At 44.7% G+C, this 24,897-nt stretch carries 25 protein-coding genes and 1 tRNA gene; 18 read left to right on the forward strand and 8 right to left on the reverse strand.

Going from position 1 to position 24,897, the window contains the following annotated elements:
- Positions 1 to 6 precede the first annotated feature (6 nt).
- Both AC2D6U_RS07515 and dapB read left to right on the forward strand, forming a co-directional pair.
- Positions 7 to 513, forward strand: coding sequence for a DUF5683 domain-containing protein (locus AC2D6U_RS07515; protein ID WP_484720336.1), 507 nt, complete (start codon positions 7 to 9; stop codon positions 511 to 513).
- A complete protein-coding gene (gene dapB / locus AC2D6U_RS07520) occupies positions 510 to 1,229 on the forward strand; it encodes a 4-hydroxy-tetrahydrodipicolinate reductase (RefSeq protein ID WP_484720337.1) in 720 nt (239 codons plus the stop codon). Before AC2D6U_RS07515 ends, dapB begins: the two co-directional genes overlap by 4 nt.
- Here the strand turns inward: dapB and ung are convergent, their stop codons facing one another.
- Positions 1,230 to 1,892 (reverse strand): uracil-DNA glycosylase, encoded by a 663-nt coding sequence (gene ung, locus AC2D6U_RS07525; protein WP_484720338.1) that lies wholly within the window; start codon positions 1,890 to 1,892, stop codon positions 1,230 to 1,232.
- A 69-nt stretch (positions 1,893 to 1,961) separates the two neighbouring features.
- On the opposite strand from ung, the gene apaG reads away from it, so the two are divergent.
- A complete protein-coding gene (gene apaG / locus AC2D6U_RS07530; protein ID WP_484720339.1) occupies positions 1,962 to 2,351 on the forward strand; it encodes a Co2+/Mg2+ efflux protein ApaG in 390 nt (129 codons plus the stop codon).
- Between the two features lie 2 nt (positions 2,352 to 2,353).
- Positions 2,354 to 3,121: an O-methyltransferase gene (locus AC2D6U_RS07535; protein ID WP_484720340.1), complete on the forward strand. Its 768-nt coding sequence runs from the start codon at positions 2,354 to 2,356 to the stop codon at positions 3,119 to 3,121.
- Here AC2D6U_RS07535 and AC2D6U_RS07540 read toward each other — a convergent pair.
- A complete protein-coding gene (locus AC2D6U_RS07540; RefSeq protein WP_484720341.1) occupies positions 3,118 to 3,702 on the reverse strand; it encodes a methyltransferase domain-containing protein in 585 nt (194 codons plus the stop codon). The genes AC2D6U_RS07535 and AC2D6U_RS07540 overlap by 4 nt on opposite strands.
- A gap of 104 nt (positions 3,703 to 3,806) precedes the next feature.
- Here AC2D6U_RS07540 and AC2D6U_RS07545 point away from each other — a divergent pair, with 104 nt between their 5' ends.
- The 3 genes from AC2D6U_RS07545 (at position 3,807) to pulA (ending at position 8,059) form a co-directional block, all read left to right on the forward strand.
- Positions 3,807 to 4,715: a chromosome segregation protein SMC gene (locus tag AC2D6U_RS07545; RefSeq protein WP_484720342.1), complete on the forward strand. Its 909-nt coding sequence runs from the start codon at positions 3,807 to 3,809 to the stop codon at positions 4,713 to 4,715.
- 70 nt (positions 4,716 to 4,785) lie between these two features.
- Positions 4,786 to 6,078 (forward strand): MFS transporter, encoded by a 1,293-nt coding sequence (locus tag AC2D6U_RS07550; protein WP_484720343.1) that lies wholly within the window; start codon positions 4,786 to 4,788, stop codon positions 6,076 to 6,078.
- The gene (gene pulA, locus AC2D6U_RS07555) at positions 6,047 to 8,059 is read left to right on the forward strand and encodes a type I pullulanase (RefSeq protein ID WP_484720344.1); all 2,013 of its coding nucleotides are present in this window, start codon (positions 6,047 to 6,049) and stop codon (positions 8,057 to 8,059) included. Before AC2D6U_RS07550 ends, pulA begins: the two co-directional genes overlap by 32 nt.
- Here the strand turns inward: pulA and AC2D6U_RS07560 are convergent.
- Positions 8,056 to 8,847 (reverse strand): PhzF family phenazine biosynthesis protein, encoded by a 792-nt coding sequence (locus AC2D6U_RS07560; protein ID WP_484720345.1) that lies wholly within the window; start codon positions 8,845 to 8,847, stop codon positions 8,056 to 8,058. The genes pulA and AC2D6U_RS07560 overlap by 4 nt on opposite strands.
- A complete protein-coding gene (locus AC2D6U_RS07565; protein WP_484720346.1) occupies positions 8,828 to 9,691 on the reverse strand; it encodes a DMT family transporter in 864 nt (287 codons plus the stop codon). The genes AC2D6U_RS07560 and AC2D6U_RS07565 overlap by 20 nt, the downstream gene beginning before the upstream one ends.
- 36 nt (positions 9,692 to 9,727) lie before the next feature.
- Here AC2D6U_RS07565 and AC2D6U_RS07570 point away from each other — a divergent pair, with 36 nt between their 5' ends.
- Positions 9,728 to 10,174, forward strand: a complete 447-nt coding sequence (locus AC2D6U_RS07570) for a peroxiredoxin (RefSeq protein ID WP_484720347.1) — start codon at positions 9,728 to 9,730, stop codon at positions 10,172 to 10,174.
- 40 nt (positions 10,175 to 10,214) lie between these two features.
- On the forward strand, positions 10,215 to 11,099 hold the full coding sequence (locus AC2D6U_RS07575; RefSeq protein ID WP_484720348.1) for a hypothetical protein: 885 nt from the start codon (positions 10,215 to 10,217) through the stop codon (positions 11,097 to 11,099).
- Here the strand turns inward: AC2D6U_RS07575 and AC2D6U_RS07580 are convergent.
- Complete coding sequence (locus tag AC2D6U_RS07580; RefSeq protein WP_484720589.1) at positions 11,083 to 11,739, reverse strand: ABC transporter ATP-binding protein; 657 nt, start codon at positions 11,737 to 11,739, stop codon at positions 11,083 to 11,085. The genes AC2D6U_RS07575 and AC2D6U_RS07580 overlap by 17 nt on opposite strands.
- A 125-nt stretch (positions 11,740 to 11,864) precedes the next feature.
- On the opposite strand from AC2D6U_RS07580, the gene sucC reads away from it, so the two are divergent.
- The 3 genes from sucC to AC2D6U_RS07595 all read left to right on the forward strand — a co-directional run bounded on the left by sucC (position 11,865) and on the right by AC2D6U_RS07595 (position 13,732).
- The gene (gene sucC / locus AC2D6U_RS07585) at positions 11,865 to 13,076 is read left to right on the forward strand and encodes an ADP-forming succinate--CoA ligase subunit beta (protein ID WP_484720349.1); all 1,212 of its coding nucleotides are present in this window, start codon (positions 11,865 to 11,867) and stop codon (positions 13,074 to 13,076) included.
- Between the two features lie 9 nt (positions 13,077 to 13,085).
- Positions 13,086 to 13,159, forward strand: a tRNA-Arg gene (locus AC2D6U_RS07590).
- A gap of 123 nt (positions 13,160 to 13,282) precedes the next feature.
- Complete coding sequence (locus tag AC2D6U_RS07595; protein ID WP_484720350.1) at positions 13,283 to 13,732, forward strand: hypothetical protein; 450 nt, start codon at positions 13,283 to 13,285, stop codon at positions 13,730 to 13,732.
- Here AC2D6U_RS07595 and AC2D6U_RS07600 read toward each other — a convergent pair.
- From AC2D6U_RS07600 to AC2D6U_RS07610, 3 genes are read right to left on the reverse strand one after another with little or no spacing between them, the layout of a single operon-like run.
- Positions 13,662 to 14,165, reverse strand: coding sequence for a polysaccharide biosynthesis/export family protein (locus AC2D6U_RS07600; RefSeq protein WP_484720351.1), 504 nt, complete (start codon positions 14,163 to 14,165; stop codon positions 13,662 to 13,664). The genes AC2D6U_RS07595 and AC2D6U_RS07600 overlap by 71 nt on opposite strands.
- The gene (gene kdsA / locus AC2D6U_RS07605) at positions 14,158 to 15,006 is read right to left on the reverse strand and encodes a 3-deoxy-8-phosphooctulonate synthase (RefSeq protein WP_484720352.1); all 849 of its coding nucleotides are present in this window, start codon (positions 15,004 to 15,006) and stop codon (positions 14,158 to 14,160) included. The genes AC2D6U_RS07600 and kdsA overlap by 8 nt, the downstream gene beginning before the upstream one ends.
- On the reverse strand, positions 15,003 to 15,539 hold the full coding sequence (locus AC2D6U_RS07610) for a KdsC family phosphatase (protein WP_484720353.1): 537 nt from the start codon (positions 15,537 to 15,539) through the stop codon (positions 15,003 to 15,005). Before AC2D6U_RS07610 ends, kdsA begins: the two co-directional genes overlap by 4 nt.
- 113 nt (positions 15,540 to 15,652) lie before the next feature.
- On the opposite strand from AC2D6U_RS07610, the gene AC2D6U_RS07615 reads away from it, so the two are divergent.
- The 6 genes from AC2D6U_RS07615 (at position 15,653) to AC2D6U_RS07640 (ending at position 24,819) form a co-directional block, all read left to right on the forward strand.
- Positions 15,653 to 18,067, forward strand: coding sequence for a penicillin acylase family protein (locus AC2D6U_RS07615; protein WP_484720354.1), 2,415 nt, complete (start codon positions 15,653 to 15,655; stop codon positions 18,065 to 18,067).
- Complete coding sequence (locus AC2D6U_RS07620) at positions 18,064 to 18,426, forward strand: hypothetical protein (RefSeq protein WP_484720355.1); 363 nt, start codon at positions 18,064 to 18,066, stop codon at positions 18,424 to 18,426. The genes AC2D6U_RS07615 and AC2D6U_RS07620 overlap by 4 nt, the downstream gene beginning before the upstream one ends.
- Positions 18,423 to 20,324, forward strand: a complete 1,902-nt coding sequence (gene serA, locus AC2D6U_RS07625; RefSeq protein ID WP_484720356.1) for a phosphoglycerate dehydrogenase — start codon at positions 18,423 to 18,425, stop codon at positions 20,322 to 20,324. The genes AC2D6U_RS07620 and serA overlap by 4 nt, the downstream gene beginning before the upstream one ends.
- A gap of 74 nt (positions 20,325 to 20,398) precedes the next feature.
- On the forward strand, positions 20,399 to 22,123 hold the full coding sequence (locus AC2D6U_RS07630; RefSeq protein ID WP_484720357.1) for an amidohydrolase: 1,725 nt from the start codon (positions 20,399 to 20,401) through the stop codon (positions 22,121 to 22,123).
- A 436-nt stretch (positions 22,124 to 22,559) separates the two neighbouring features.
- The gene (locus AC2D6U_RS07635) at positions 22,560 to 23,744 is read left to right on the forward strand and encodes an MFS transporter (protein ID WP_484720358.1); all 1,185 of its coding nucleotides are present in this window, start codon (positions 22,560 to 22,562) and stop codon (positions 23,742 to 23,744) included.
- Positions 23,737 to 24,819: an aminotransferase class V-fold PLP-dependent enzyme gene (locus AC2D6U_RS07640; protein WP_484720359.1), complete on the forward strand. Its 1,083-nt coding sequence runs from the start codon at positions 23,737 to 23,739 to the stop codon at positions 24,817 to 24,819. Before AC2D6U_RS07635 ends, AC2D6U_RS07640 begins: the two co-directional genes overlap by 8 nt.
- Positions 24,820 to 24,897 lie beyond the last annotated feature (78 nt).

Raw genomic sequence — 24,897 nt, forward strand, 5'->3', positions numbered from 1 at the left:
GATACCTTGCAAACCAATCGAGGCATTGTGGGAGGTGAACAAATTACCATTGATCCGGCACCTCGAAAGTTTTACGATCCTAAGGTAGCGTCGACTCGTTCGGCGATCATTCCGGGTTGGGGACAACTGTACAACGACCGCTGGTGGAAGGTACCCATCATCTATGGTGGCTTAGGTGTTTGTGTCTACTACATTGATTTCAACCAACAGCAGTTCAAAACCTTTGAAGGCTTAGCGCAAGAAGAACTGGCCAAACCTCCTGCCGAGCAGGACCCTAATGCCTTACGATTTTATCAGCGCAGTGCTGATACCTGGCGAAAGAACCGAGACCTTGTTTTTTTAACAACGATTGGTGTGTATGCCCTTCAGATCCTTGAAGCTTCCATCGATGCTCATTTGAAAGGATTTGATGTGGACGAAAAACTGGCGTTGAACCTAAAGCCTAAATTTGGTGTCATTAACAACGGCACACCCTATGTTGGAATTGGCTTTACTTTACCCATTGGAAAATGAGAATATTACTACTTGGATATGGCAAAATGGGCCAATTAATTGACCGTTTGGCTTCTGATCAAGGACATCAGGTCGTTGGCAAGATCCATATTGACAATCAAGATGAGCGTAATCAATACAATGCGTCAAATACTGATGTAGCGATTGACTTTTCTCAACCGGAAGCCGCTGTGGACAATATCAAGTGGTGCATTGATCAAGGCATTCCAGTTGCCGTTGGCACGACCGGATGGCTTGCTGAGAAAGAAGCGGTAGACGCATACTGTGAGGCCAAAAACGGCACTTACCTTTATGCCTCGAATTTCAGCATTGGGGTAAACATCTTCTTCAAGCTCAATGCCTACTTGGCCAACTTAATGGCTGGGCAAATAGCCTACAAGGTGAACACGAAAGAAGTACATCATACAGCCAAAAAAGATGCCCCCAGTGGTACTTCGATCACATTGGCTGAAGGAATTATAGCCAACCTACTAGAAAAAAGCCATTGGGTCAATGAAAAAACAGAGGACCCATCGGCATTATCCATTATTTCAGAACGAATTGACCCAACACCAGGCACTCATGTGATCGAATATGCTTCCGCGGTTGACACCATAGAGATCAAGCATACAGCACACTCTAGAGAAGGTTTTGCCAAAGGAGCCCTCGCCGTTGCTGCGTGGCTAAAAGATCAAAAGGGAGTCAAAAAGATGGATGATTTTCTTGAAAGTGTATGATCACCAATCAATGATGGCTTTGCCTTTTTCCTGCAAGTAATGATTGGCTTGACTAAAGTGCGCTGATCCAAAGAATCCACGATGGGCGCTCAATGGCGAAGGATGAACAGACTTTAGTATCAAGTTTTGCGTAGGATCAACGATACTTGCCTTTTTCTGGGCATAGTTACCCCAAAGCATGTACACTATCTCCTTTTTCTCTGAGGCTAAGGCCTTAATGACGGCATCCGTGAACTCCTCCCACCCTTTTTTTTGATGCGAACCGGCTTGATGCGCTCTAACAGTCAAGGTCGCGTTCAATAATAGTACGCCTTGTTCCGCCCATCGCTCAAGTGATCCATTAGGCGGTATTTCTTTGCCTAGGTCGTTCTTGATCTCTTTAAAGATATTGGTCAAGGAAGGAGGAAAAGGCATTCCCTCATGCACTGAAAAACACAGACCATTAGCTTGTCCCGGTCCATGGTACGGGTCTTGCCCCAAGATCACCACCTTTACATCATCAAAAGGGCATGCATCAAACGCCCGAAACAGCTTCTTTCCTGGTGGATACACCTGATGCTTTTTATACTCTGTTCTTACAAATTCGGTGAGTTGCTGAAAATATGCTTTCTCAAATTCTTCTTGAAGTACTCTATGCCAGCTTTCTTCAATTTTTACCGCCATGAAAAATTCATTTTTGAAGCCCTTTCATTTTTAGAACTAATCTATAACTTTAATTCCAGAAATAGCATCATGGTAGTAACCGCAATAACAGAAGGGATTAAGGTCAGCGTCGAGACCAACTACCAGCCGGAGTATTCAAGTCCTGCTCAGAATCACTATGTCTTTACCTATCGAATCACCATTGAAAATGATGGAGATTACACCATTAAGCTCCATAGAAGGCATTGGTTCATTCGGGATTCAAACAATGAACCACGAGAGGTGGAAGGTGAAGGCGTGGTTGGGCAACAGCCTATCTTAGAACCAGGAGAAAAGCATCAGTATGTTTCCGGTTGTAATTTACGCTCCGGGTTTGGCAAAATGTATGGAACTTACTTAATGGAAAAAATTGTGGATGGTAGTCAGTTTGAGGTCATCATACCAGAATTCTCAATGATTGTCCCCTTCCTATTGAATTGATCTTGCATCAACTCATCGCTTATATCAACTACTGGCTTCGTCAAGTTGATGAACACTCACTCCACTCTCCTTTTGTCTATCGACTCTACACCGAACTCATCAAAGGTCCGTTAGCACCAGATCAAGAGATCGAAGCACTCCGAAATACTCTAAAAAAAGACCAAACAACCATTTCTCTAACTGATCTGGGTGCCGGTTCGCGGGTCTCGTCCAAAAAAGAACGGCGCATTGCTTCCATTGCTAAGTTCAGCGCCAGCCCTCCTAAGTTTTCAATCTTCCTTCAAAAACTAATTGAATTGTCAAATGCCAAAAGGGTTTGGGAACTGGGCACATCGTTGGGACTAAACACGCTCTACATGGCCAAAGCGAAGGAAGTTGTAGTGGTCAGCTTTGAAGGTGACCCAGCCTTGGCTGACATGGCGGGTCAACACTTTGATCGTGCGAACACCCACAACATCACGCTTGTTCAAGGAGATATTGACCAAACCCTCCCCATAGCCCTGCAAAGTACCGACACCATCGATCTAGTGTATTTAGATGCGAACCACAGCTATGCCGCCACTCTAAATTATGTCCAACAGCTCCTACCCCACATGAGTCCAAATGGGATCTTGGTCCTCGATGACATCCATTGGTCTAAAGGAATGGAGCGCGCTTGGAAGCAAATACGGAAAGAACAGCATCACAGCTTAAGCATAGACCTTTTCGATGCTGGTCTTCTGTTTTTGAACAAAGACTTACCTCAAGCAGACTATATCTTGAAATTTTAACAAGGAGTCAGTGCTATCCAAAGCTCATTACCAGCTCTTGGAGGAACGGAATTAAAGGCTGTCTCCATTTTCAGCATGGTAAACTCCTTTTCAAACAGCGATAGATAAGTGGATTGATCTCCACCAAATGGTGGCTGATCAGCGTTCAATGGGATATTGAACAAAAGCCCCACCAGTTTGCCTTGAGGCTTGAGCAATTCCTTCATCTTACGAACATAGGCCCCTCTTAAGGAGGGATTTAGGGCACAGAAAAAGGTTTGTTCGATGATCAGGTCGTATGCTCCTTGATGAGCAAAAAAGTCTTTGTGCAACAATTGATTCTCCGGCCAATCGATTACCCGTTGTTTCAGATGATGTAAGGGCTCAATGGATAGATCCAGTACATCGACCTGCCGAAACCCCTTTTCCCACAAGTACTCCGCCTCATAGGCGTTTCCTGATCCCGGAATCAACACCCGCATATCCGTACTTTGTAATTGATCGATGTACTCCTTGATTGGGGTCGATACTTCCCCTATGTCCCATCCGGTTTGATGATTGAGATATCGCGAGGTCCAAAAATCTTCATTGAGCTCTATCATGGGGTGAAGTTGAGAATCTTTGATTAATTAGAAAAAGTTTAGGTAATTCGCCCAATATTTAACCAAGAAGTCGTTTAATAGTTGGTTTTTCAGTGCGCAAAAAAATGACAGAGGAGAAGAAAAATAAAAGAGATCAAATTAGAATTGCTTTGATCGTTGCCATTATCATCGTTATTGGTGGGGCTGGCTTCAAGATCTATACTGATTATAAAGACAAGCAGGCACTTCAGGCCGAATATGACGCGACTCGTTTGACGCTTACAACCAAACTGGACAGCATCTCCATCCAACTAAACGACAGGATATCTGAAATTTCTGCTCTGGGAGGCGATATTGATTCGCTGATTTCCCTAAAGGATTCGATCACAGCTGAGCGTGATCAATTGCAACGGACAAGAGTAGCCAATAAAGCCCTGATCAGGCGCTTGGACAATAAAGTGCAAGGCTATGAAGAGCTGCTGATCGCCAAAGACGAAGAGATCAAAGAATTGCAAGAATTGAACACCAAGCTACTTTCAGAGAACAATGAACTGAAAGAAGAGCAAAACGAATTCAAGGCAAGTTTAAATCAAGCCGAGCAAAAACAGCAAGCATTACAGCAGCAGATCGCCTTGGCAGCCAAACTGCGGGCCGAAAACATCAAACTATACAACATCAACAGCAGAGGGAGAGAACGTGAAGGAGATTTCAGAAGCCGACAGGCACAAAAGATCAAGGTGACCTTCAACCTGGCCGAGAATGATGTGGCTCCGGTTGCCGGGCACCAGATCATGATACAGGTAATCGACCCTTCAGGAAATATCATTTTTGATGTTGCGCGAGGTTCCGGTACCTATGAAGTCGATGGTCGCGAAGAGATCTACACGTCCATGCAAGAAATACTCTTCGATAATTCCAAACAAGCGCTCTCCTTTGTCTATGACAAGGGCTCAGAGTTTGCAAAAGGTGACCATAAGATCGTGATCTTAGCCGACACCTACCAGATCGGTGACATCACCTTTAATGTAAGGTAATTCTGCAAACGTTGTCATTTCTAGTTGAAGTGGAAAAGTGTATATTTCTAGACACTTTTCAATCTTTACCATGCTAGACATTCAACAGCGATTCACAAAGTCATTTTTTGTGCTCTTGAGCCTCCCGGCGACTGCCATGGGCTTTGCCCTTTCCGTTCAGATCGCCGCGCTAAGCTGGATACTCAACACACAATTTGGGTTCAATCTAGAAGAGATCGGATTGGTATGGATCGCGGGGCCTGCTGCCGGTATCCTAGGTCAGCTCATCATCGGCTTCATTAGCGATAAAGTGTGGTTTTGGAACGGCAGAAGAAGGCCTTTTATCCTCATCGGAGGTACTATTGCTGCTTTAATGCTCTTGGCTTTACCTAATATTGGGGTCATCAGCGATGCCCTTGGCTTTGAAGAAGTCTTAGGTGTGGCCATTGCGGTTGCTCTCTCCTTAGATCTAGCGATCAACATCAGCTTTAACCCAACACGTTCAGTGATTGCAGATGTTACACATGAAGGAGATGTGAGAACCAAAGGATATACCTGGATGCAGACCATCTCTGGTTTTTTTGGTGTTGTCGCCTATTTGATCGGAGCCTTCGTCGGCAATTACATCCTCATTTACCTGGGAGCTATTTTGGTTTTTCTTTTTTCCGTACTCCCCACCCTCTTCATAACCGAACCAAGGGAGCTCGACAAACAGGATGAATTGGGGGCGAAAATACCCAGAAGAGACACGAACTATCCAGAATTCATAAAGATCTGTTTGGCGCATGCATTTACATGGATAGGTGTGCAAACCATGTTTATTTACACCTTTTCTTTCATCAAAGAAAACATCATGGGCTTTGCCACAACGGAAACGATCAGTGAACTACAAAATGATGAAGTAGGCTTCATCACCGGTATTTCGTTCGCTATTCTGAACACAGTAGGTTTTTTGTTACCCGCAGTAGTGCTTGAACCGATCACAAAAAAAATTGGGCGCGTAAGAACCCATGCACTCTGCATCGCCACCATGGCATTGGGCTACGCTCTGGTGATCTTCTTTGGAAATTCTCAGGCCATGCTTTTTCTGTTAATGGCCATTATCGGCGTTGGTTGGGCCGCAGTGGTCAGCCTTCCTTTTGCCATCATGTCGGAAGTCGTCGATCAGTCTAAAATGGGCCTATACATGGGCCTATTCAATTTATCGGTGGTGATCCCACAACTCATTGCTTCGGGCTTAGGCAAATGGATCGACGAAGCCCCTAATAAAAACATGATCTTTGTGGTCAGCGCCATCACCTTAGGTATTTCAGCCATCTTGTGGCTTATAGTAAAAGAAAGTAAGAAAACGAATGAAAGTATCAGCCCGGCACCAAGCCATTAATTGTAGTTTTTGTCTTATTCTATTGATTCTATTCTCTGCCTGTATGAGTCAGCCCAGCTATGAAACTGTCGATGATTACCCCGTCTATGAGGGGAATGATTTAGGTCTTACATACAACTCCTCCAAAAGTAGTTTTAAGATTTGGTCTCCCGCCGCAGAGGAAGTCCTATTGCATCTATATGCCGAAGGACACAGCGAGAACAAACTCGAAACCCATGACTTAAAAAAAGGAAAATCGGGTGTGTGGGAACTGACTTTATCAGGTGATCAGGCGGGCAACTATTACACCTACCAAATCAAACAAAATGGAGTATGGCGACAAGAAAAGCCTGATCTCTACTCAACCGCAGTTGGTGTCAATGGGGCACGAACCATGATCTTAGACCTAAAAGACACCGATCCTGCAGGGTGGGAAGATGATCAGAGGCCTCCGCTTAGCGCTCCAAACGATATCATCATTTATGAAGCACAAATTCGAGACCTGACCATCGCGGAAAACTCGGGGGTAAAGGAGAAAGGCAAATACCTTGGCTTAACAGAGGTAGGAACTCAAAATAATCACGGTCAATCGACCGGCTTAGATAATATCAAAGACCTTGGAGTCACTCATATCCACCTCCTCCCGACCTTTGATCACCGCAGTATTGACGAGACTCGTCTGGATGAACCACAATATAATTGGGGCTATGATCCCTTGAACTACAATGTTCCGGAAGGCAGTTTTTCAACCGACCCCTACAACGGAGCGACCCGCATCAAAGAATTTAAACAAATGGTGCAAACCTTTCACGAAAATGGCATCCGGGTCATCTTGGATGTCGTGTACAATCATACTGGGCAAACCGAGGATTCAAACTTCAATCAGCTCGTGCCTGATTACTTTTATCGCAAGAATCCCGATGGCACCTTTTCTGATGCAGCAGCTTGTGGAAACGAAACGGCCTCAGAGCGGGAAATGATGCGAAAATACATGATTGAGTCTGTGACCTATTGGGCGACTGAATACCACTTGGATGGTTTTCGTTTCGATCTGATGGGTATCCATGACATTGAGACCATGAACGCCATTACTGATGCCTTGCATGCCATAGATCCCAGCATCTTCGTTTATGGAGAAGGTTGGACAGCAGGTGCATCTCCTCTTCCGCAAGAAAAACTGGCCTTAAAGGCCAATACAACAGAATTAAAGGCAGTAGCTGCTTTTAGCGATGACATTCGCGATGGGCTCAAAGGCAGCGTGTTCATTCATGAAGATGGCGGGTTTGTTAGTCAAAAACTAGGAATGAAAGAAAGCATCAAGTTTGGCGTGGTGGGCTCAACAGAGCACCCACAAATTGATTATGAAGCCGTCAACTATTCCAACGCCCATTGGGCAAATTCGCCTGCCCAATGCATCAACTACGTGTCTTGTCACGACAACCATACCTTATTCGACAAGTTGACACTTTCACGACCCGAAGCCACAGCTGCGCAGCTCAAAAAAATGCATCTCTTGGCTCAAACCATCGTGCTGACTTCTCAGGGCGTGCCCTTCCTGCATGCCGGAACAGAATTTCTGCGTACGAAGAATGGAGTAGAAAACTCTTACAACTCACCTGATGAAGTGAATCGCATTGATTGGGACGAAAAATTCAAACATGAAGACGTTTATAATTACTACAAAGAGCTAATTGCCTTAAGAAAAGCACATCCAGCCTTTCGCATGAGGAGTACTGAAGAAATTCAGCAACACCTAATGTTCTTAGATTATGCAGGAGAGAACTTCTTGGCTTACCAACTCAGCGATCATGCCAATGGGGATGAATGGAATAACATCTTGGTGCTTCTGAATGGTGCCGATACGAACAAAACCCTAAAGTTACCTGAAGGACAATGGACCTTGGTCGGTAATGGCAAACAAGTCAATCAAAACGGAATGGGTGTACGCTCGGGTACTCTTACTGTACCTGCCATTACAGCTTACATCCTGAAACAAGATTAAATTGAGAGCGTCGTTTCAAATACTTTGACGGCATGACCTGTGATCAACACACGGTCTCCGCTTAGTGCTAATCCAAGATTCCCTCCTCTTTCAGAGGCCTGATATGCCTTAAAGGAAGTTTTGCCTTTTCGGTTGGCCCAGTAAGGAGTCAGAATGGTGTGCATGAAACCGGTGACCGGGTCTTCCTTGATGCCGAGGTTTGGGGCAAAGTACCTGGAGATAAAATCAACTTTGCTCCTAGCCGACCAAGCCGATATGATCAAGCCATTTTGAGCAAGATTTGCTACTTTTTTATCGTCCGGGTCAAAGGCTAATAGTTCTTGCTCATTCTTGAAAATAAAGATCATCTCATTCGGTACCTCCAGTACTTCATGCAGCTCAATATCAAACTGCTCGTTATAGTCTGCCAACTGACCTGAGGATAAGGTTTGAGGCATTTGACTTGGGAAATCAAGGCGTAAGCCCTCTTCTGTATAGTCAACATACAACGGACCACTTAGGGAATCGAACTCAATGGTTTTATGGGTTGGCCAATAGCCCTCTGTATAAAGCACAAAAGAGGAGGCTAAGGTAGCATGCCCACACAATGGAACTTCTCGCGCAGGTGTAAACCATTGAATATTGCAGTGATCGGCATAAACCTTCACAAAAGCGGTTTCCGATAAGTTCATCTCCGATGCAATCGCCTGCATCATCTCGACATTGAGTTCCTCTTCTACAATGCAGACAGCCGCAGGATTCCCTTTGAAGCGCTCTTGCGCAAAAGCATCAATTTGAAACAGTCTCATTTGCTTTCTCCTTATGATTCTTATACATCACATTCAATACAACCCCCAGCATGACGCAGGTCATACCTAAATAAGTTAATAAATTAAACGTCTCTCCGAAAAGTACAAAGCCAAAACCTAAGGCATAGAGTACGCCAATAAAGTTGATGTTGGCCACCTTACTCAAGTCCTCTGATTGATAGGATTTGGTCATGAAATATTGTGCGAACTGGGTCAACACACCAATGGCAATCAACAAGCCCCACTCAATCCCTTCGGGTTGAACCCAATGGAAGACAGAATAGGCTCCTACGATAGGGAGCGTCACGAGTGGAAAATAAAAGATGATCACCAAGGGGTGTTCGGACGTTTTTAGCTTTCGGATCATGTTGTAAGCGACACCGGAGAAAAAAGCAGCACCAAGACCCAATAAAGCCATAAATGGGGAAACACGCGGGTCGAATCCCTTAATCATGACGATCCCCACAAAAGAGACGGCAAAAAACACCCATTGCAATGGGAATACTTTTTCCTTGACGATCCAGACGCCTAAAATTGCCGTAAATATTGGACCTAAGAACATGATGGTTACGGCACTAGCCAAGGGAATCTCTTGAAGCGTCGTGAAAAACATCATTAGGGCCAGAGCACCGGCCAAGCCTCGAATGAATAAGACCTTTCGGTTTTTCCCCAAGGGATTGATCTTTTTGAGGCCTAAGGTTGTTCCGGACATGATGAATGAAACAATTGACCTAAATAATATGATTTCTATGGCAGGAATGTTATCTACGTACTTGACCAATACATTCATCACCGCAAAAATGAATGTGGCCAATAACATGTAAATAACTCCTCTGGAAAACATGCCCAAAATTGTTGAATTAAAACTATACCTCCTTATATGTCTTTAAAAAAAGGATCACCCGCTCCAGATTTTGTTTTGCCATCGACCGCTGGCGATAAATTCCGATTGAAAGATCATTTGCCTTGTATCATTTACTTTTATCCGAAAGACTTCACCCCCGGTTGTACAGAGGAGGCCTGCTCTTTTCGAGATGGCTTTGAAGAGCTGAAAGGACTTGATATCAGTGTCTATGGCATCAGCCGTGATGGAATTGAAAGCCACCAAAAGTTCATCAAAAAACACGGGCTGCCTTTTGAGCTTCTCAGTGATCGGTCCGGCGAAGTGTGTAAAAAATACAGCGCCTTAGTCCCTCTAATCGGTGTACCCAAGCGCATTACCTATTTGATTGATAAAGAGCAAAAGATCGCTGCAGTCTATTCTGACATGTTCGGCGCAAAACAGCACTTGAACCAAATGATAGCCGAACTAAATAGAAAAAAATAAGGGAAAACCGCGTTGGAATTCTAAATTTACTGTCCTTAAAATGACGAACAATCACATCAAAGCCTTTTTATTCACTCTTCTCCTTGGACTGTCATGCAGTGCAATGGGCCAGCGATTCACGACAACGAATAGCTTTGATCGACTATCCAAGGTAACTGTTGGGTTCAGCGCGAATACCTATTTTGGTGAGTTGCGAAGAGCACGAGATCCAAACTTGCAGGCAGCTCTTGGATTTGGGATAGGCTATGAGCACTTGATGACGGACAATGTTGGGCTTAGGGCGCAATTCAGCTATTACACCATAAAGGCCGATGATTCAGTGGCAACCATTCCGGCTCAACGCGACCGTAACCTTAATTTCAAAGCAAATAATGTGGAGTTCGTGGTGCAAGGCATCTATTACACGCACCGACACCCCGCCAAGGGCTATCGCGATAGGGCCTTTGTCAATCCTTTCTTCCATTTAGGAATTGGCGTAACCACAAACAACCCGGTGCAGAACTTGAATGGAACAGACTATTCCATGCGTCCCCTGAGCATAGAAGGTGAACAATATGGCGGTCTTGCCCTCATTGTACCGCTAGGCATGGGGATGGACATTTTTGTTAGTAAGAACTGGGATCTGCAATTGGACCTACAGTACAATATTGCTATGACTGGTTATTTGGATGATGTTAGCGGTGTTTATCGTGATCAAGCCTCTTTTACAGATACGGATGGCGTACCCGCAATTACCTTAGCCCAATTATCTGATCCTCGAACAGTCTTAACTCCTCCTATCGCTCCGGTAGATGCCGGAACACGGCGTGGAGATGGTACTAATGATTCATATCTTAGAGCCTCGATTAAATTAGCTTATTATTTACCGAAATCGCTCTACGGAAAATCCTCCATTCGCTGCCGCGTAATCAAGAAGACAAGATAAGCCCATCTTTTAGGGTCACGATGCGATCTGACATTTTGGCCAATTGATCATTATGAGTCACGATGACAAAGGTGTATCCTAATTCGTCTCTTAGCCGAAAAAACAGTTGATGCAAATCCTCTGCTGAACGAGTATCCAAATTACCCGATGGTTCATCTGCTAAAACCAACTGCGGCTCATTGATCAAGGCCCTAGCTACCGCGACCCGCTGCTGCTCACCTCCAGATAATTCCGAGGGCTTGTGGGTTAGTCGCGCACTTAAGCCCAATAAGCCCAACAATTCACTCGCTCTTTTTTTAACCTCTTGTTGGCGCTTACCTGCAATTAAGGCAGGCATGGAGACATTTTCTATGGCATTGAATTCCGGTAACAGGTTATGAAATTGAAAAATAAAGCCAAAATGCTTGTTGCGCAATTCCGAGATCTTCGTTTGGCTTACGGTCAGTAGATCAACTCCATTTAAAAACAGTTCGCCTGCATCTGCTTGATCCAAGGTGCCTAGAATATGAAGAAGTGTGCTTTTGCCAGCACCTGAAGGTCCAACAATCGAGAGCACCTCTCCTGTTAGAATGTCAAGATCGATACTTTTCAACACCTCTACATGTCCGTAACTTTTGCTAATCGCCTTTGCCGATAATATGTTTTCCATAAACTTAATCCAAACATAAACAGATTATGGAGAATGTAAACGAAATGATGGGTCATTAGCGTGAATTGACTTGTTATTATAGGCCCTTTGGCTTACTTTCGCACAAAATCTGAGACATGAATATTCACGAGTATCAAGCGAAAGAATTACTAAAAAAATACGGTGTTAAAATTCAAGAAGGAATTGTAGCAGATACACCAGAAGCAGCAACAGCTGCAGCTCAACAACTCAATAAAGAAACCGGCACCAGCTGGTACGTTGTGAAAGCTCAGATTCACGCCGGTGGACGTGGTAAAGGAAAGGTGCAAGAAACAGGATCGAATGGTGTTGTCTTGGCCAAAAGTTTGGATGAGGTTGGACCAAAGTCAAAAGCCATTTTAGGTGGAACCTTGGTTACACACCAAACAGGTGCAGAAGGTAAATTGGTCAATAAAGTCTTGATCGCACAAGATGTGTACTATCCCGGAGATAGCGAACCCAAAGAATATTACCTGTCCATTTTACTTGACAGAGCGAAAGGATGGAACGTGATAATGGCCTCTACCGAAGGGGGAATGGATATTGAAACGGTGGCCGAAGAAACTCCTGAAAAGATCATAAAAGAATGGATCGATCCAAAAGTTGGTCTTCAAGGTTTTCAGGCAAGAAAAGTTGCTTTTGCTCTTGGCCTAGAAGGACAAGCCTTTAAGGAAATGGTGAAATTCATTTTTTCACTTTACAAAGCCTATGAAGATACTGACGCCAGTCAATTTGAGATCAACCCGGTATTAAAAACATCGGATGATCAAATCCTTGCTGTTGATGCAAAAGTGAACTTGGACGACAATGGCTTGTTCAGACACAAAGATCTCCATGCACTACGCGACCTTTCGGAGGAAGATGGGGCAGAAGTTGAAGCCGGTGAGTATGGCTTGAGTTATGTCAAACTAGATGGCAACGTGGGTTGTATGGTGAATGGTGCAGGTTTGGCAATGGCAACCATGGACATCATCAAACTATCTGGTGGAGAGCCTGCCAACTTTTTAGATGTAGGTGGAACCGCAAACGCAGAAACAGTAGAAGCCGGTTTCCGCATCATCATGAAAGATCCTAATGTCAAAGCTATTTTGATCAATATCTTTGGCGGTATCGTCCGTTGTGACCGTGTGGCCAATGGTGTGGTTGAAGCGTATAAAAAAATTGGAAATATTGATATTCCGATCATCGTGCGTCTGCAAGGCACAAATGCAGAAGAAGCAGCGAAGATCATCAATGAAAGTGGATTAGCGGTGCAGTCAGCGATAGTATTGAAAGATGCAGCGCTAAAAGTGCAAGAAGCACTTGCTTAAAATTAATTCGCACCCGTAGCTCAACTGGATAGAGCGCTGGATTTCGGCTCCAGAGGTTGAGGGTTCGACTCCTTCCGGGTGTACTATAGACAATGCCTTCAATAGAAGGCATTGTTTTTGAATTAATTATTAAGCTATTTGTCCAACCTCACCCCAATGATTGGCAAACTATCTATTTGCTTAACTTTATACGTATATACGTTTTGATGAGAAAATTCTCTTTCACTGTTTTTTTACTCCTTGCCTTATTGGAATTCACTAATGCGCAAAACTTCTATTCTGCTAGAAGAAATAGAACAGTGATGTTTTCTTATGGCTTAGGATTAGCACAGTATCATGGAGATTTGCATGACGTGCTTTATGATGGTATGGGTTCCGCAACAGGCTACTCCTTTGGCATTGGCTTGAGGAAAAGGCTCGGAAACTCAGTTTCTTTGAGATTTGACATCAACCACTACCAGATCGGTGGTGCTGATGCCGACAATCAAGCAATAGGAGCCATTGCTAGATCTGGTAGTAAAAAGAGTTTCGAAAATGATACACGTGCTGAGCGCAACTTAAGTTTTAGAGCCAGAAATTGGGAAGTTAATTTACAGGCCAATTTAAAATGGTATACGGTATACCACTCAATTTCACACTCACCAAAATATCCTTGATGTCTGGACGAATCAATTCCTCAATGGCGTATTTTAATTCTGTTGTTGTCAAGCCAGAAGCATTCACCCGACCCAACCCATTGATCTCGATGTTCCCGTCTTTGTCGGCATTATAGCCTGTTAAATAAGGATCATTCATTCCTCCTCCTTGACCTCCTCCTTGATTCCCTGCCATCATAAGGTTATCTGGCCGCGCAAAAACGGGATAATAACGCTCCACTGCTTCTAACTGGCTGCTATAAAAATTGATGAGCAAAATATCATTGGGCTGCAAACGGTAATCCACCCGTTTCAATGAGATCAACTGGTCATTCTCTAATCTGGGGTCGAGCTCTTTGTTCTGCAAGTACACGACCTTCTCATTAGGAATGCAGCTACTGGCTAAGACCAGAAGGACCAGAAGGCTAAAAAATTGCTTGAGGGTATTACTCATCAAAAGTGAAATTTGCTTTTTGGCCGAGCTCAAATGCCTCTTTGGCCATGGTGAGAAAATCATTCATCTTGTGTAGTGGCACCATATTGGGGCCGTCACTTTTTGCAGTTTTCGGATCAGGGTGAGTTTCAATGAAGAACCCATCGACCCCGGCTGCACCAGCCGCCCGACATAAATAGGGGGCGAATTCTTTTTGCCCACTTGAGCTCCCTCCTGCACCTCCGGGTTGTTGTACGCTGTGGGTGACGTCAAAAACTACAGGCGCAAATTGCCGCATGGTGGGTAAGGCACGCATATCCACCACCAAATTGTGATAGCCCAATGAAAAGCCTCTTTCTGTTAAAATGACTTTGTCATTTCCTGTTGACTTTACCTTGTCAACGGCGTATTGCATATCTTCCGGAGCCATGAATTGGCCTCGTTTGATCTTTACTGTTTTTCCTGTTTTTCCTGCAGCTACCAAAAGGTCTGTTTGTCTACACAGATAAGCGGGTATTTGCAATGCTTGCGCCACGTCACTCACAGGTTTTGCCTGGCTGGCTTCGTGAATGTCGGTGACAACAGGGAGGTCAAATTCAGCGCCTATCCTTTCTAATACGCGTAATCCTTGATCAAACCCTACCCCTCTGTACGAATCGACCGAGGTACGATTCGCTTTATCGAAAGATGCTTTAAAAATAAACCGAATGCCAAGCCTTTCACAAGTTTCTTTGAGGCTTTCTGCCACTTGAGCGCAAACCTCCCAAGACTCTATGGCACAAGGTCCTGAAAACAAGACCATTTCACCTTTTCCGATGGTTATTCCGTCGGATATCTCTACCCCTCGTTCAAATATTTTCATTGCATTAACTTTTCAATAATTGCGTCGTATTTCCCTTGGGCCTTTAAAATCAAGTCAGCCAGCTCGCGCAAAGCCCCTTTTCCTCCTGAATTTGTCAACACCCAGTCCACTCGTTCTTTTACTTTTTCATGTCCGTCATTGGGGGTAGCACTCAAGCCTACCTTTGTCAAGATGGGCAAGTCATTGATATCGTCTCCGATATAGGCGACTTCGTACATCTCAAGAGCATGTTCTTTCAACACAGCAGATAGTGTCTCCCCTTTGTGCTTGATGCCATGAAAATGGAAATCAAATTTCAATTCTTCACAACGATTTTTAACGACTTGCGAGTCTCTACCGGTTATGACCCCGATAAGCACGCCATTGGCTTTCAAGTACTGAATGATCTGTCCGTCCTTCACATTGAACTGCTTGTACTCCATTCCCGCATTGTCGTAAATGATGGAACCATCTGTCATGACTCCATCGACATCCGTGATCAGACACTTGATCTGCCGGGCTTTTTCAATTAGTCGTTGCTTATCCTCTATCATTGGGTGGTAAAGATATAAAGCTAAACAGCTTTCTGATAAAATAGATGATTTTCGGCGGCTCTTCTTCTTTCATCGCAGGAACATTCTTATGTTGTAGAAATTTCTTTTTGCTTATGAAATGGCTCAAGTTTTTCTTTCTACTTTTCTTGACTGCAGGTAGTTTTTATGCCTTGAACACTAAGTTTGGACAAATCCCACCATTGGGTAAATTCTTGTCTCCCAATCAGGGTTTTTGGCAAAATGATGATTCTGAAGACGGGTTTATTGAGGATGCCGCACTCCCCGGCTTAAGCTCAAGTGTTGAAATAAGCTTCGATGAGCACCTCATCCCACATGTATATGCTTCCTCAAACAAAGATCTTTATCGGGCTCAAGGGTATTTGACCGCTCAAGCCCGGCTGTGGCAAATGGAGTTTCAGACCTATGCAGCAGCCGGCCGATTGTCAGAAATCGTTGGACCAAGTGCGTTGACTTATGATAGAGAACAGCGTAGAAAAGGAATGGTCTGGGGGGCAGAAAATGCCATGAACTTCATGATGGAAGACCAAGAGATCGCTTCGTATGTAACGGCCTACACCGAAGGGGTAAATGCTTATATCCGTGCACTTTCCCCCGATCAATATCCCGTGGAATATAAATTACTAGACTATGCACCCGAAGAATGGACGCCACTAAAAACTGCCTTATTGTTGATGTACATGACGGATATGCTGGCCGGTGGTGACAATGACTTGGAGTTTTCAAATCTTGTCAATGAAATGGGGCAAGAGCAATTTGATTTTTTATTCCCTGATTTCTTCGACGCCATTGACCCGGTCATCCCAAAAGAAAGGGATTGGTCAAGCTGGGAAGTCGAGGTACCCGAAGTTCCAAAAGGTGCTTACCCTGTTGACCCCCAAACCGGTTTTATGACCAAGCCACATCCAGATAACGGCAGTAACAATTGGGCCATTGGCCCGGAGAAGTCTGTCAGTGGCAAACCAATTTTGGCGAATGACCCACACTTGGGCCTCAATTTACCTTCCATTTGGTACGTGATGCATTTGCAAACGCCTGAGAAAAACACCTTCGGAGCCACCTTGCCCGGAGCATTAGGTGTGATCTCAGGCTTTAATGAGTTCATTTCGTGGGGCGTGACCAATGCCACCAGAGATGTGAAGGATTGGTATCAGATCGAGTTCAACGAGGACAAAAGTCAATACTGGCATGATGACCAATGGAAACCTACTTCCTTACGAATTGAAGAGATCCAAGTGAAGGGTGAAGAGACTTTTTATGATTCCATCTATTTTACCCATCATGGTCCCGTTAGCTATGACGAAAGTTTCAAAGGAAATAGAGGACAGTCAACTGGCTATGCCATGCAATGGATTGGTCATGAAGCCAACAACAATCAACGCACCTTCATCGAGCTTAACGCAGCCCGAAACTATGGGGATTATGTTTCCGCATTGAGTCATTACACGGCACCTGCTCAAAACTTCGTCTTCAGTTCCACTGAAGGTGATATCGCCTTGTGGATTCAGGGGAAATTCCCGAACAAATGGGAAGGGCAAGGCAAATTCTATCTTGACGGAAGCAATCCTGAACACGACTGGCAAGGGTACATCCCACAAGAGCATAATGCGCATGTCAAGAACCCTGAAAGAGGCTTTGTCAGCTCTGCCAACCAACATCCGGTAGATGAGCAGTACCCTTATTATGTTTTTAATGATGGCTATGACATGACGAGAAGCCGCGTGATCAACGATTTCTTTCGATCAAAGGAGCAATTCGACATTGAGGATTTCAAGGCATTGCACAACAACAATTACAATTTACTGGCAGCTGAACTCGTCCCCGTTTTTTTGAGGGAATTAAACACAGACGGCCTATCGGCTGAAGCGCTGGACGTACTGGAGCTGGTGAAGAATTGGGATTTCAACAATGACATGGAATCTGAAGAAGCCACTATTTTTCAGCTTTGGTGGCCGAAAGTTCGAAATGCCATTTACGATGAGATCGAAGCTATGGAAAGCCGCGTGCGGTATCCTTTTACTTACAGAACCTACGAACTACTGCGCGACTACCCGGAACATAAATTGATGGATATTCAGTCTACCGAAAAAATAGAGACTGCTGCTGACCTGATCACTGACGCTTTTATCACAACAGTGGAGCAGGTCGCAAAAATGAAAACTCAAGGTACTTCACTCAAATGGGTAGATTACAAAGGAACCTATGCAGGACATTTGCTTCAAGGATTACCGGCCTTCTCTCGCTTTAACATTCCCATCGGTGGAAATGGCGGAATCGTTAATGCCACGAGCAAGAATCATGGACCATCCTGGCGGATGATCGTTGAAATGTCTGATCCACCAAGGGCATATGGCGTGTATCCGGGTGGACAGTCCGGGAATCCTGGTAGTAAGTTCTACGATGATTTGATCGATATTTGGGCAAAAGGAGAGTATCTCAGCTTAGATCTTAAACGGCCCACTGAGGCGAGTTCCGCATTCATCAAACAAACCTTAAGCCAACAACAATGAAAAAGTCAATCCTGAATTTCATCTTCACCCTTGTCTTAGGTTTCCTTTTTTCCTTGATCCTACCCTGGTGGTCAGGCATGCTAGCAGCACTTCTCGTTAGCGCAATCGTTCGCCTAAGAAAAGCAGCCGCTTTCGTTGTTCCCTTCTCAGCAATCGCCTTACTTTGGTTAGTGAATGCCTTCTGGCTCAGTAGTGCTAATGATTTTATTCTTGCCAAGAAAATCACCGTTTTGCTTCAAATAGACAATAATTTGTTCTTGTTATTTCTGGTGACCGGAGTAATTGGCGGGTTATCAGCAGGTTTTGCTGGCTTATTAGGCAACCAGATCCACCAACTCTTTTTCGCTAAACCAGAATGAGCCAACTCACTACTGCCCACCACTTCATTATTGATTTCGACAGTACCTTTACCCAAGTCGAAGCCTTGGATATCCTTGGAGAGATCTCTCTTGCTCAACATCCTGAACGCGAACAACGGCTGGCACGCATTAAGGAAGTGACCGATCAGGGAATGGCAGGTGAACTCTCCCTGAGGCAATCCTTAGAAGCGAGAATAGAGATCCTTGATGCACATCGCGATCACTTGAATGAGCTGGTGAATCGTTTAGGCAAAAAGATCTCCAAGTCCTTCGAACGAAACAAATCCTTTTTCGAACAAAATGCCGAACATACTTACATTGTTTCGAATGGTTTTAAAGATTTTATTGTTCCAGTAGTAGCCCAATTGGGCATTAAACCAAGCCATGTCTTTGCCAACGAGTTTGTCTTTGATGTCTCCGGTAAGATCATCGATTTCGATCGAGAAAACGTCTTGTCATCGAATGGAGGAAAAGTTAAATTGGTACAAGGGCTTGCATTGGATGGTGAGGTCCACATGATCGGCGATGGCTATACCGATTATGAAGTAAAAGAAGCCGGTGTCGCCAAACAGTTTTGGGCGTATACAGAAAATATTGAACGGGACAAAGTTAAGGCCAAGGCCGACCACATTGCCCCAAGTTTTGACGAAATCCTATTTAAGAACAACATGAGCGGAGCCCTTTCTTATCCCAAAAATCGAATTAAAATGCTGCTTTTGGAAAACGTGCATCCAAAAGCCCTCGCTCACCTCAAAGAAGATGGCTTTGCTGTAGAAACCTATCCAGCAGGATTAGATGAAGAGGAGCTTTGCCAGAAGATCAAGGGCATTCACGTCTTGGGCATTCGTTCCAAAACGAATGTGACTCGAAAAGTATTCGAGCATGCAGATAAACTGATGGCCATTGGGGCGTTTTGCATCGGCACCAATCAGATCGATCTTCAGGCGGCTTTGGAAAATGGCGTCGCAGTATTCAATGCACCCTATAGCAATACACGTTCAGTTGTTGAATTGGCTATTGCAGAGATCATCATGTTGATGCGAGGAATCCCGGATAAGAACCAAGACATGCATCAGGGAATCTGGTCCAAAACGGCGAAAAACAGCAACGAGATTCGAGGCAAACAACTCGGCATCATTGGCTATGGAAACATTGGCTCTCAGCTTTCCGTGTTAGCCGAAAACATGGGCATGCAAGTGCAATACTTCGATATTGAAGAACGCTTAGCCCTAGGCAATGCGACTAAGTGTAAAACCCTCGAAGAGCTTTTGAAAAGCTCCGACATCGTTAGCTTACACATTGACGGACGTCCTGAGAATACAAATATTTTTACCTCCAAGGAATTCGATCAAATGAAGGACGGTGCTATTTTCTTGAATCTTGCTCGAGGTCCTGTGGTAGACATCAGCGCTTTGAAAGCAGCCTTAACATCGGGTAAAATCTTAGGTGCCGGTGTGGATGTTTTCCCTGAAGAACCCAAGAGCAATCAAGATCCTTTTGAATCTGAATTGATCGGTCTACCCAACACGATCTTAACGCCACATATCGGGGGCAGCACCCAAGAAGCACAGGAGAACATTGGTGAATTTGTCCCTAACAAGATCATGGATTACATTAATACAGGTGACACGGGCTTGAGTGTCAATTTTCCTAACCTGAATTTGCCTGCGTTGAAGAATGCCCACAGACTGCTCCATATTCATGCGAACAAAACAGGTATCCTCGCGCGCATCAACCAATTGCTCGCCGAGCACGACGCCAATATAGTAGGTCAATACTTGAAGACGAACGAGACCATTGGCTACGTGATCACGGACATCGACAAGGCCTACGACAAGGAATTGATCAAAGCCCTGCGCAACATTGAACATACCATCAAATTCAGGGTGCTTTATTGAGTCTGCCTTCTGCATAAGATTGATTTGTTCGAAGCACTCAATTGCCTTAGCTTAGACTAATTAATTCAGATACTATGTTTTCACTTAGAAAAATCAAACAGACCTTTGCTATTGCTTGCACATTTGTTTTGTTCAGCTGTGGCCCAAGCGAAGGACCCGACTCCATTTTCATCAATGGAGAAATATATACCGTTGATCTCTCATCTCCACAAGTAGAGGCGGTTGCCGTTACGGACGGCATGATCAGTGCCGTTGGTTCAACTGCCGACATTTCAGCGCTCAAAGGAGACAATACTGAGGTGATCGACCTAAACGGTCAAACCATGACTCCTGGATTTATTGAATCCCATGCCCACTTAATGGGCATTGGCTATAACAAGCTTGAGCTAGACCTCATGTATGTGAAAACCTATGATGAATTGGTCGAGAAGGTCGCTGAAGCGGTAGCTAAGGCAGAGCCTGGCGATTGGATCACGGGAAGAGGCTGGCATCAAGACAAGTGGATCAAAAAACCAGACAACATGGTCAAAGGCTTTCAAACGCATGACCAAATGAGTGCGGTAAGCCCAGACAATCCCGTTTTCTTACGACATGCCAGTGGTCATGCAACCTTTGCGAATGCCAAAGCCATGGAAATGGCTGGCATCAATAACCTGAGCATCGAAAGCTTACAAGGTGAAGTAGAGGGTGGTGAGATCATCAAGGATGAAATGGGCAATCCGACGGGCGTATTAACAGAGCGCGCTTCTATGCTAGTGGCCAAGTATGTTCCACAGGACACAGAAGAAAATGCAGAAAAGGCATTGCAATTGGCACTTGAAGAATGTGCACGCTTGGGCATAACCAGTTTTCATGATGCCGGTTCAGGACAAGATTTCATTGACCGCCTGCAGCGATTCAAAGACCAAGGCAAGCTAACTGTGCGCATGTACACCATGCTGACGGGAAGGAATCCGGACTTGCTCGAAGAATGGTATAAGAGAGGCCCGATGATCGACCCGGATCATTTCCATACGGTGCGTTCGATAAAACTGCATACCGATGGCGCCCTAGGCCCACGCGGAGCATGGCTCCTGCAAGCATACGCTGACCGTGTAGGACATTTTGGGCACGAGACCCTTCCCATGGAAACAGTGTACGAAGTATCTAATAGGGCCTTGGAGACTGGTTTTCAAGTGTGCTCTCATGCCATTGGCGACCGCGCAAACCAAGAAGTACTGGATCGATACGAACGAGCATTCGACAATTTCCCGGCAATTGACCGCCGAGCACAACGATTCAGAATTGAACATGCCCAGCACCTGAGCCTGAATGACATTGCACGCTTCGGCGAGATGAACGTCATTGCGGCCATGCAGGCCATTCACATGAGCTCGGACCGTCCTTGGGCCATCGATCGCCTCGGTGAACAACGGATTGTCGAAGGCGCTTACGTATGGCAAAAGCTCATGGATGGTGGAGCGATAGTTTCAAATGGAACGGATGCACCCGTAGAACCGCTGGACCCACTTCCCTCCTTTTATGCGTCGATCACAAGGAAGACCTTAGAAGGTTTACCGGAAGAAGGCTTTGAGGCCGACCAGAAAATGTCGCGTGCCGAGGCATTGAAGTCTTATACCTTAGATGGAGCCTACGCTGAATTTGAAGAGGACTTCAAAGGTTCTATCGAAGTGGGCAAAGCGGCAGATTTTACGGTGTTTGATAAAAACATCATGACCATTCCAGAACAAGAGATCCTCACAGCGAAATCAGTGATGACGGTAGTGGGTGGAAAGATCGTATACAAGGATAAGGACTAGCGTTCTCATGACTCCACATGAAGTGTAGCCATGACTAAAATATAAAAAGCCCCGAAATCGGGGCTTTTTATATTTTCCCAAGAAGCTTTAAGGTCTGATCGAACCTCTCTTAAAGACAAGATTTGGGCTATCCTTAATTTCGCAACAGTCCACTGTTATCCTGCACTAAGTACGAGGCCATAAAGTGCAATACTTCATGGTTGAGGCCTTGTTTTGAAAGAGATTCACCCGGTATTTGAGTTAAAATTGTAAAGTTCGAAAACTGGTCTAAACTCACTTGGGATGTCTTAGTCTCTTTAATTACTATACAAACTTAAGAAGCTAAAGGTTGCATCCCACGCTATTCTTTCTATTTCTGGACTTTCGGCTAGAAAAAGCTTCACCATTTCATTCTCCCAGAAATTAGTTAGTTTGCACTTTTAAAGACGCTTGTTCATTGACTACTGACACAAAGATCCTTACCAAGGATTACGCTTTTCATTTTGTTTCCTACTTCTTCATGGCTGCGGCGTTCTATTTTTTGCTGCCAACTCTTCCGGTGTATGCCGTAAATGCCTTAGATGCCAATAAAAACCAAGTTGGTTACATCATCGGGGTGTATGCGCTCGCTGCCTTGATCATCAGACCTTTTAGTGGCTATGCACTGGATGCCTACGGCCGAAGGTCGGTTTATCTTTGGGCCCTTGGGGTTTTTACGGTATTAATGGGTTTTTATCACCTGGCGGGGAATTTTTATGTACTCCTCTTGATCAGAATGCTACACGGTTTTACCTGGGGCACCATCACTACGGGGGGAAGTACAATTGCCGCTGATCTGACTCCGGAAAGCCGGAGAGCCGAAGGCATTGGCTATTTTGGGATGGCCATGGCCTTCTCTATTGCTTTTGCCCCCTATGCTGGAGATCAGATCATGGGGCAGGATAACTTCAACAACTTATTTACTGTAGCAACCATCGTATCGATTGCCGCATTGCTTTTGGCTTTATTGGTGAAAATGCCAAACATAAAAACAGGTGAAACGAAATTGAGTGTTTCCAAAATGTTCGAAAAGCGAGTGAATCGATTGGCGCTTGTGATGTTCATGGGAGCTTTCCCTTATGCCGCCATCATCTCCTTCATCAGTATTTACAGCGATGAATTGGGTCTGAAGCAAGGAGGACTATTCTTCATTTTTATGGCGATCGGCGTGATCTTAGCGCGCGTATTCGTTGGAAAGGTAATGGATAAAAAAGGACCTAATGGCTTAGTGCTTTTCGGGATCCTTATTACGGTTGCCGGGCTATTTTTGATGAGTTATGTTTCTACTTTTTGGCCCTTGATGGCAAGTGGTATTTTGGTAGGCATTGGCAATGGCATCATCATGCCGACCGTACAGACCATGGCCCTCAACATGGTTCCTGTAGAACGTCATGGCGCGGCGAACGCCACCTTTTTCTCCGCAGTAGACCTCGGCATTGGTGCCGGCTCCATCAGCCTGGGCTATATCGCAGAGTATTTTGGCATTGCGGTCATGTTCTTCATTTGTGGAATCATCTTATTGCTACCTTTACTCTTTTATTTCTTATTCGTGGTCAAGCACTACGAATTCCATGTTGAAAAATTGAGTCACGCAAATGCCTAAAAAGATATTCTTTACACCCGGTCCTTCTGCTCTATACTTTACCGTTGAATCCCATATAAAGGATGCCTTAAAGGCTCAGGTAATGGAAATCAATCACAGAAGTGCACAGGCAGAAGCTTATTTCAAAACGGCAGCGGAGAACCTTAAAGTGTTGATGGATATTCCATCGGATCGGCAGGTCTTGTTCTTGAGTTCTGCTACTGAGATCTGGGAAAGGCAATTGCAAAACTTGGTCATCAACACCTCGCATCACTTTTGCTATGGCGCCTTCAGCAACAGATTCTTTGATTTTGCACAACGGCTAGGCCTATCGCCGACTCAGTCGATAAGTGATTTCGGTAGTATACCCGATTTGAATTTCGATGAGATTCCTGAAGAAACAGAACTCATCGCTTTTGCCCTGAATGAAACCAGTACCGGAGTTAGTTTCCCTACAGAAAGGCTCACCCAACTACGCGAAAAACGCCCCAATGCCTTGATTGCTGTCGATGGTGTTTCGGCATTTCCTGTCATTGATATCGACTTTAGCCAAATCGACAGTGCCTATTTCTCTGTCCAAAAGTGTTTTGGCTTACCGGCAGGGCTTGGCGTGTGGATCTTGAGCCCTCGTGCCATTGCCAAGGCCGAAGAAAAACTAGCCAAAGGACATTCCATCGGGACCTACCAAGCCATTCCGAATTTGATAAAGAATGCATTGAAATACCAAACTACCTATACTGCTAATGTCTTTGATATTTACCTGTTGAGCAAAGTGACTCAAGACATGCTTGAAAGAGGAATCGATGTCATCAGAAGAGAGGCCAACTATAAAAGTGTCTTGTTGCAGCACATGGTCGATAAACACCCGTTATTGACACACTTTGTTGAAGACAAAGCCATTCGTTCTCCAACGGTGACCGTGGCCAATACGGCAGCTAACTCGAATGAGCTTCTGGCCACCCTGAAAGAGAAAGGCTTTGTTTTGGGTAATGGCTATGGATCGTTCAAAGGCAAGCAAATCCGAATCGCCTCTTTCCCGACACATTCCAAGGAACAGATCGAACTTTTGGTGGACGTCGTCAATTCAATCGTTTAGGAGAATGGATTTTTAATGCTAAATTCACAAATAACAACTTTTTATCACGCAATACCCCTATTTTTGCAGTGTAATTAG

This window comes from Roseivirga sp. YIW32 (assembly GCF_057219245.1).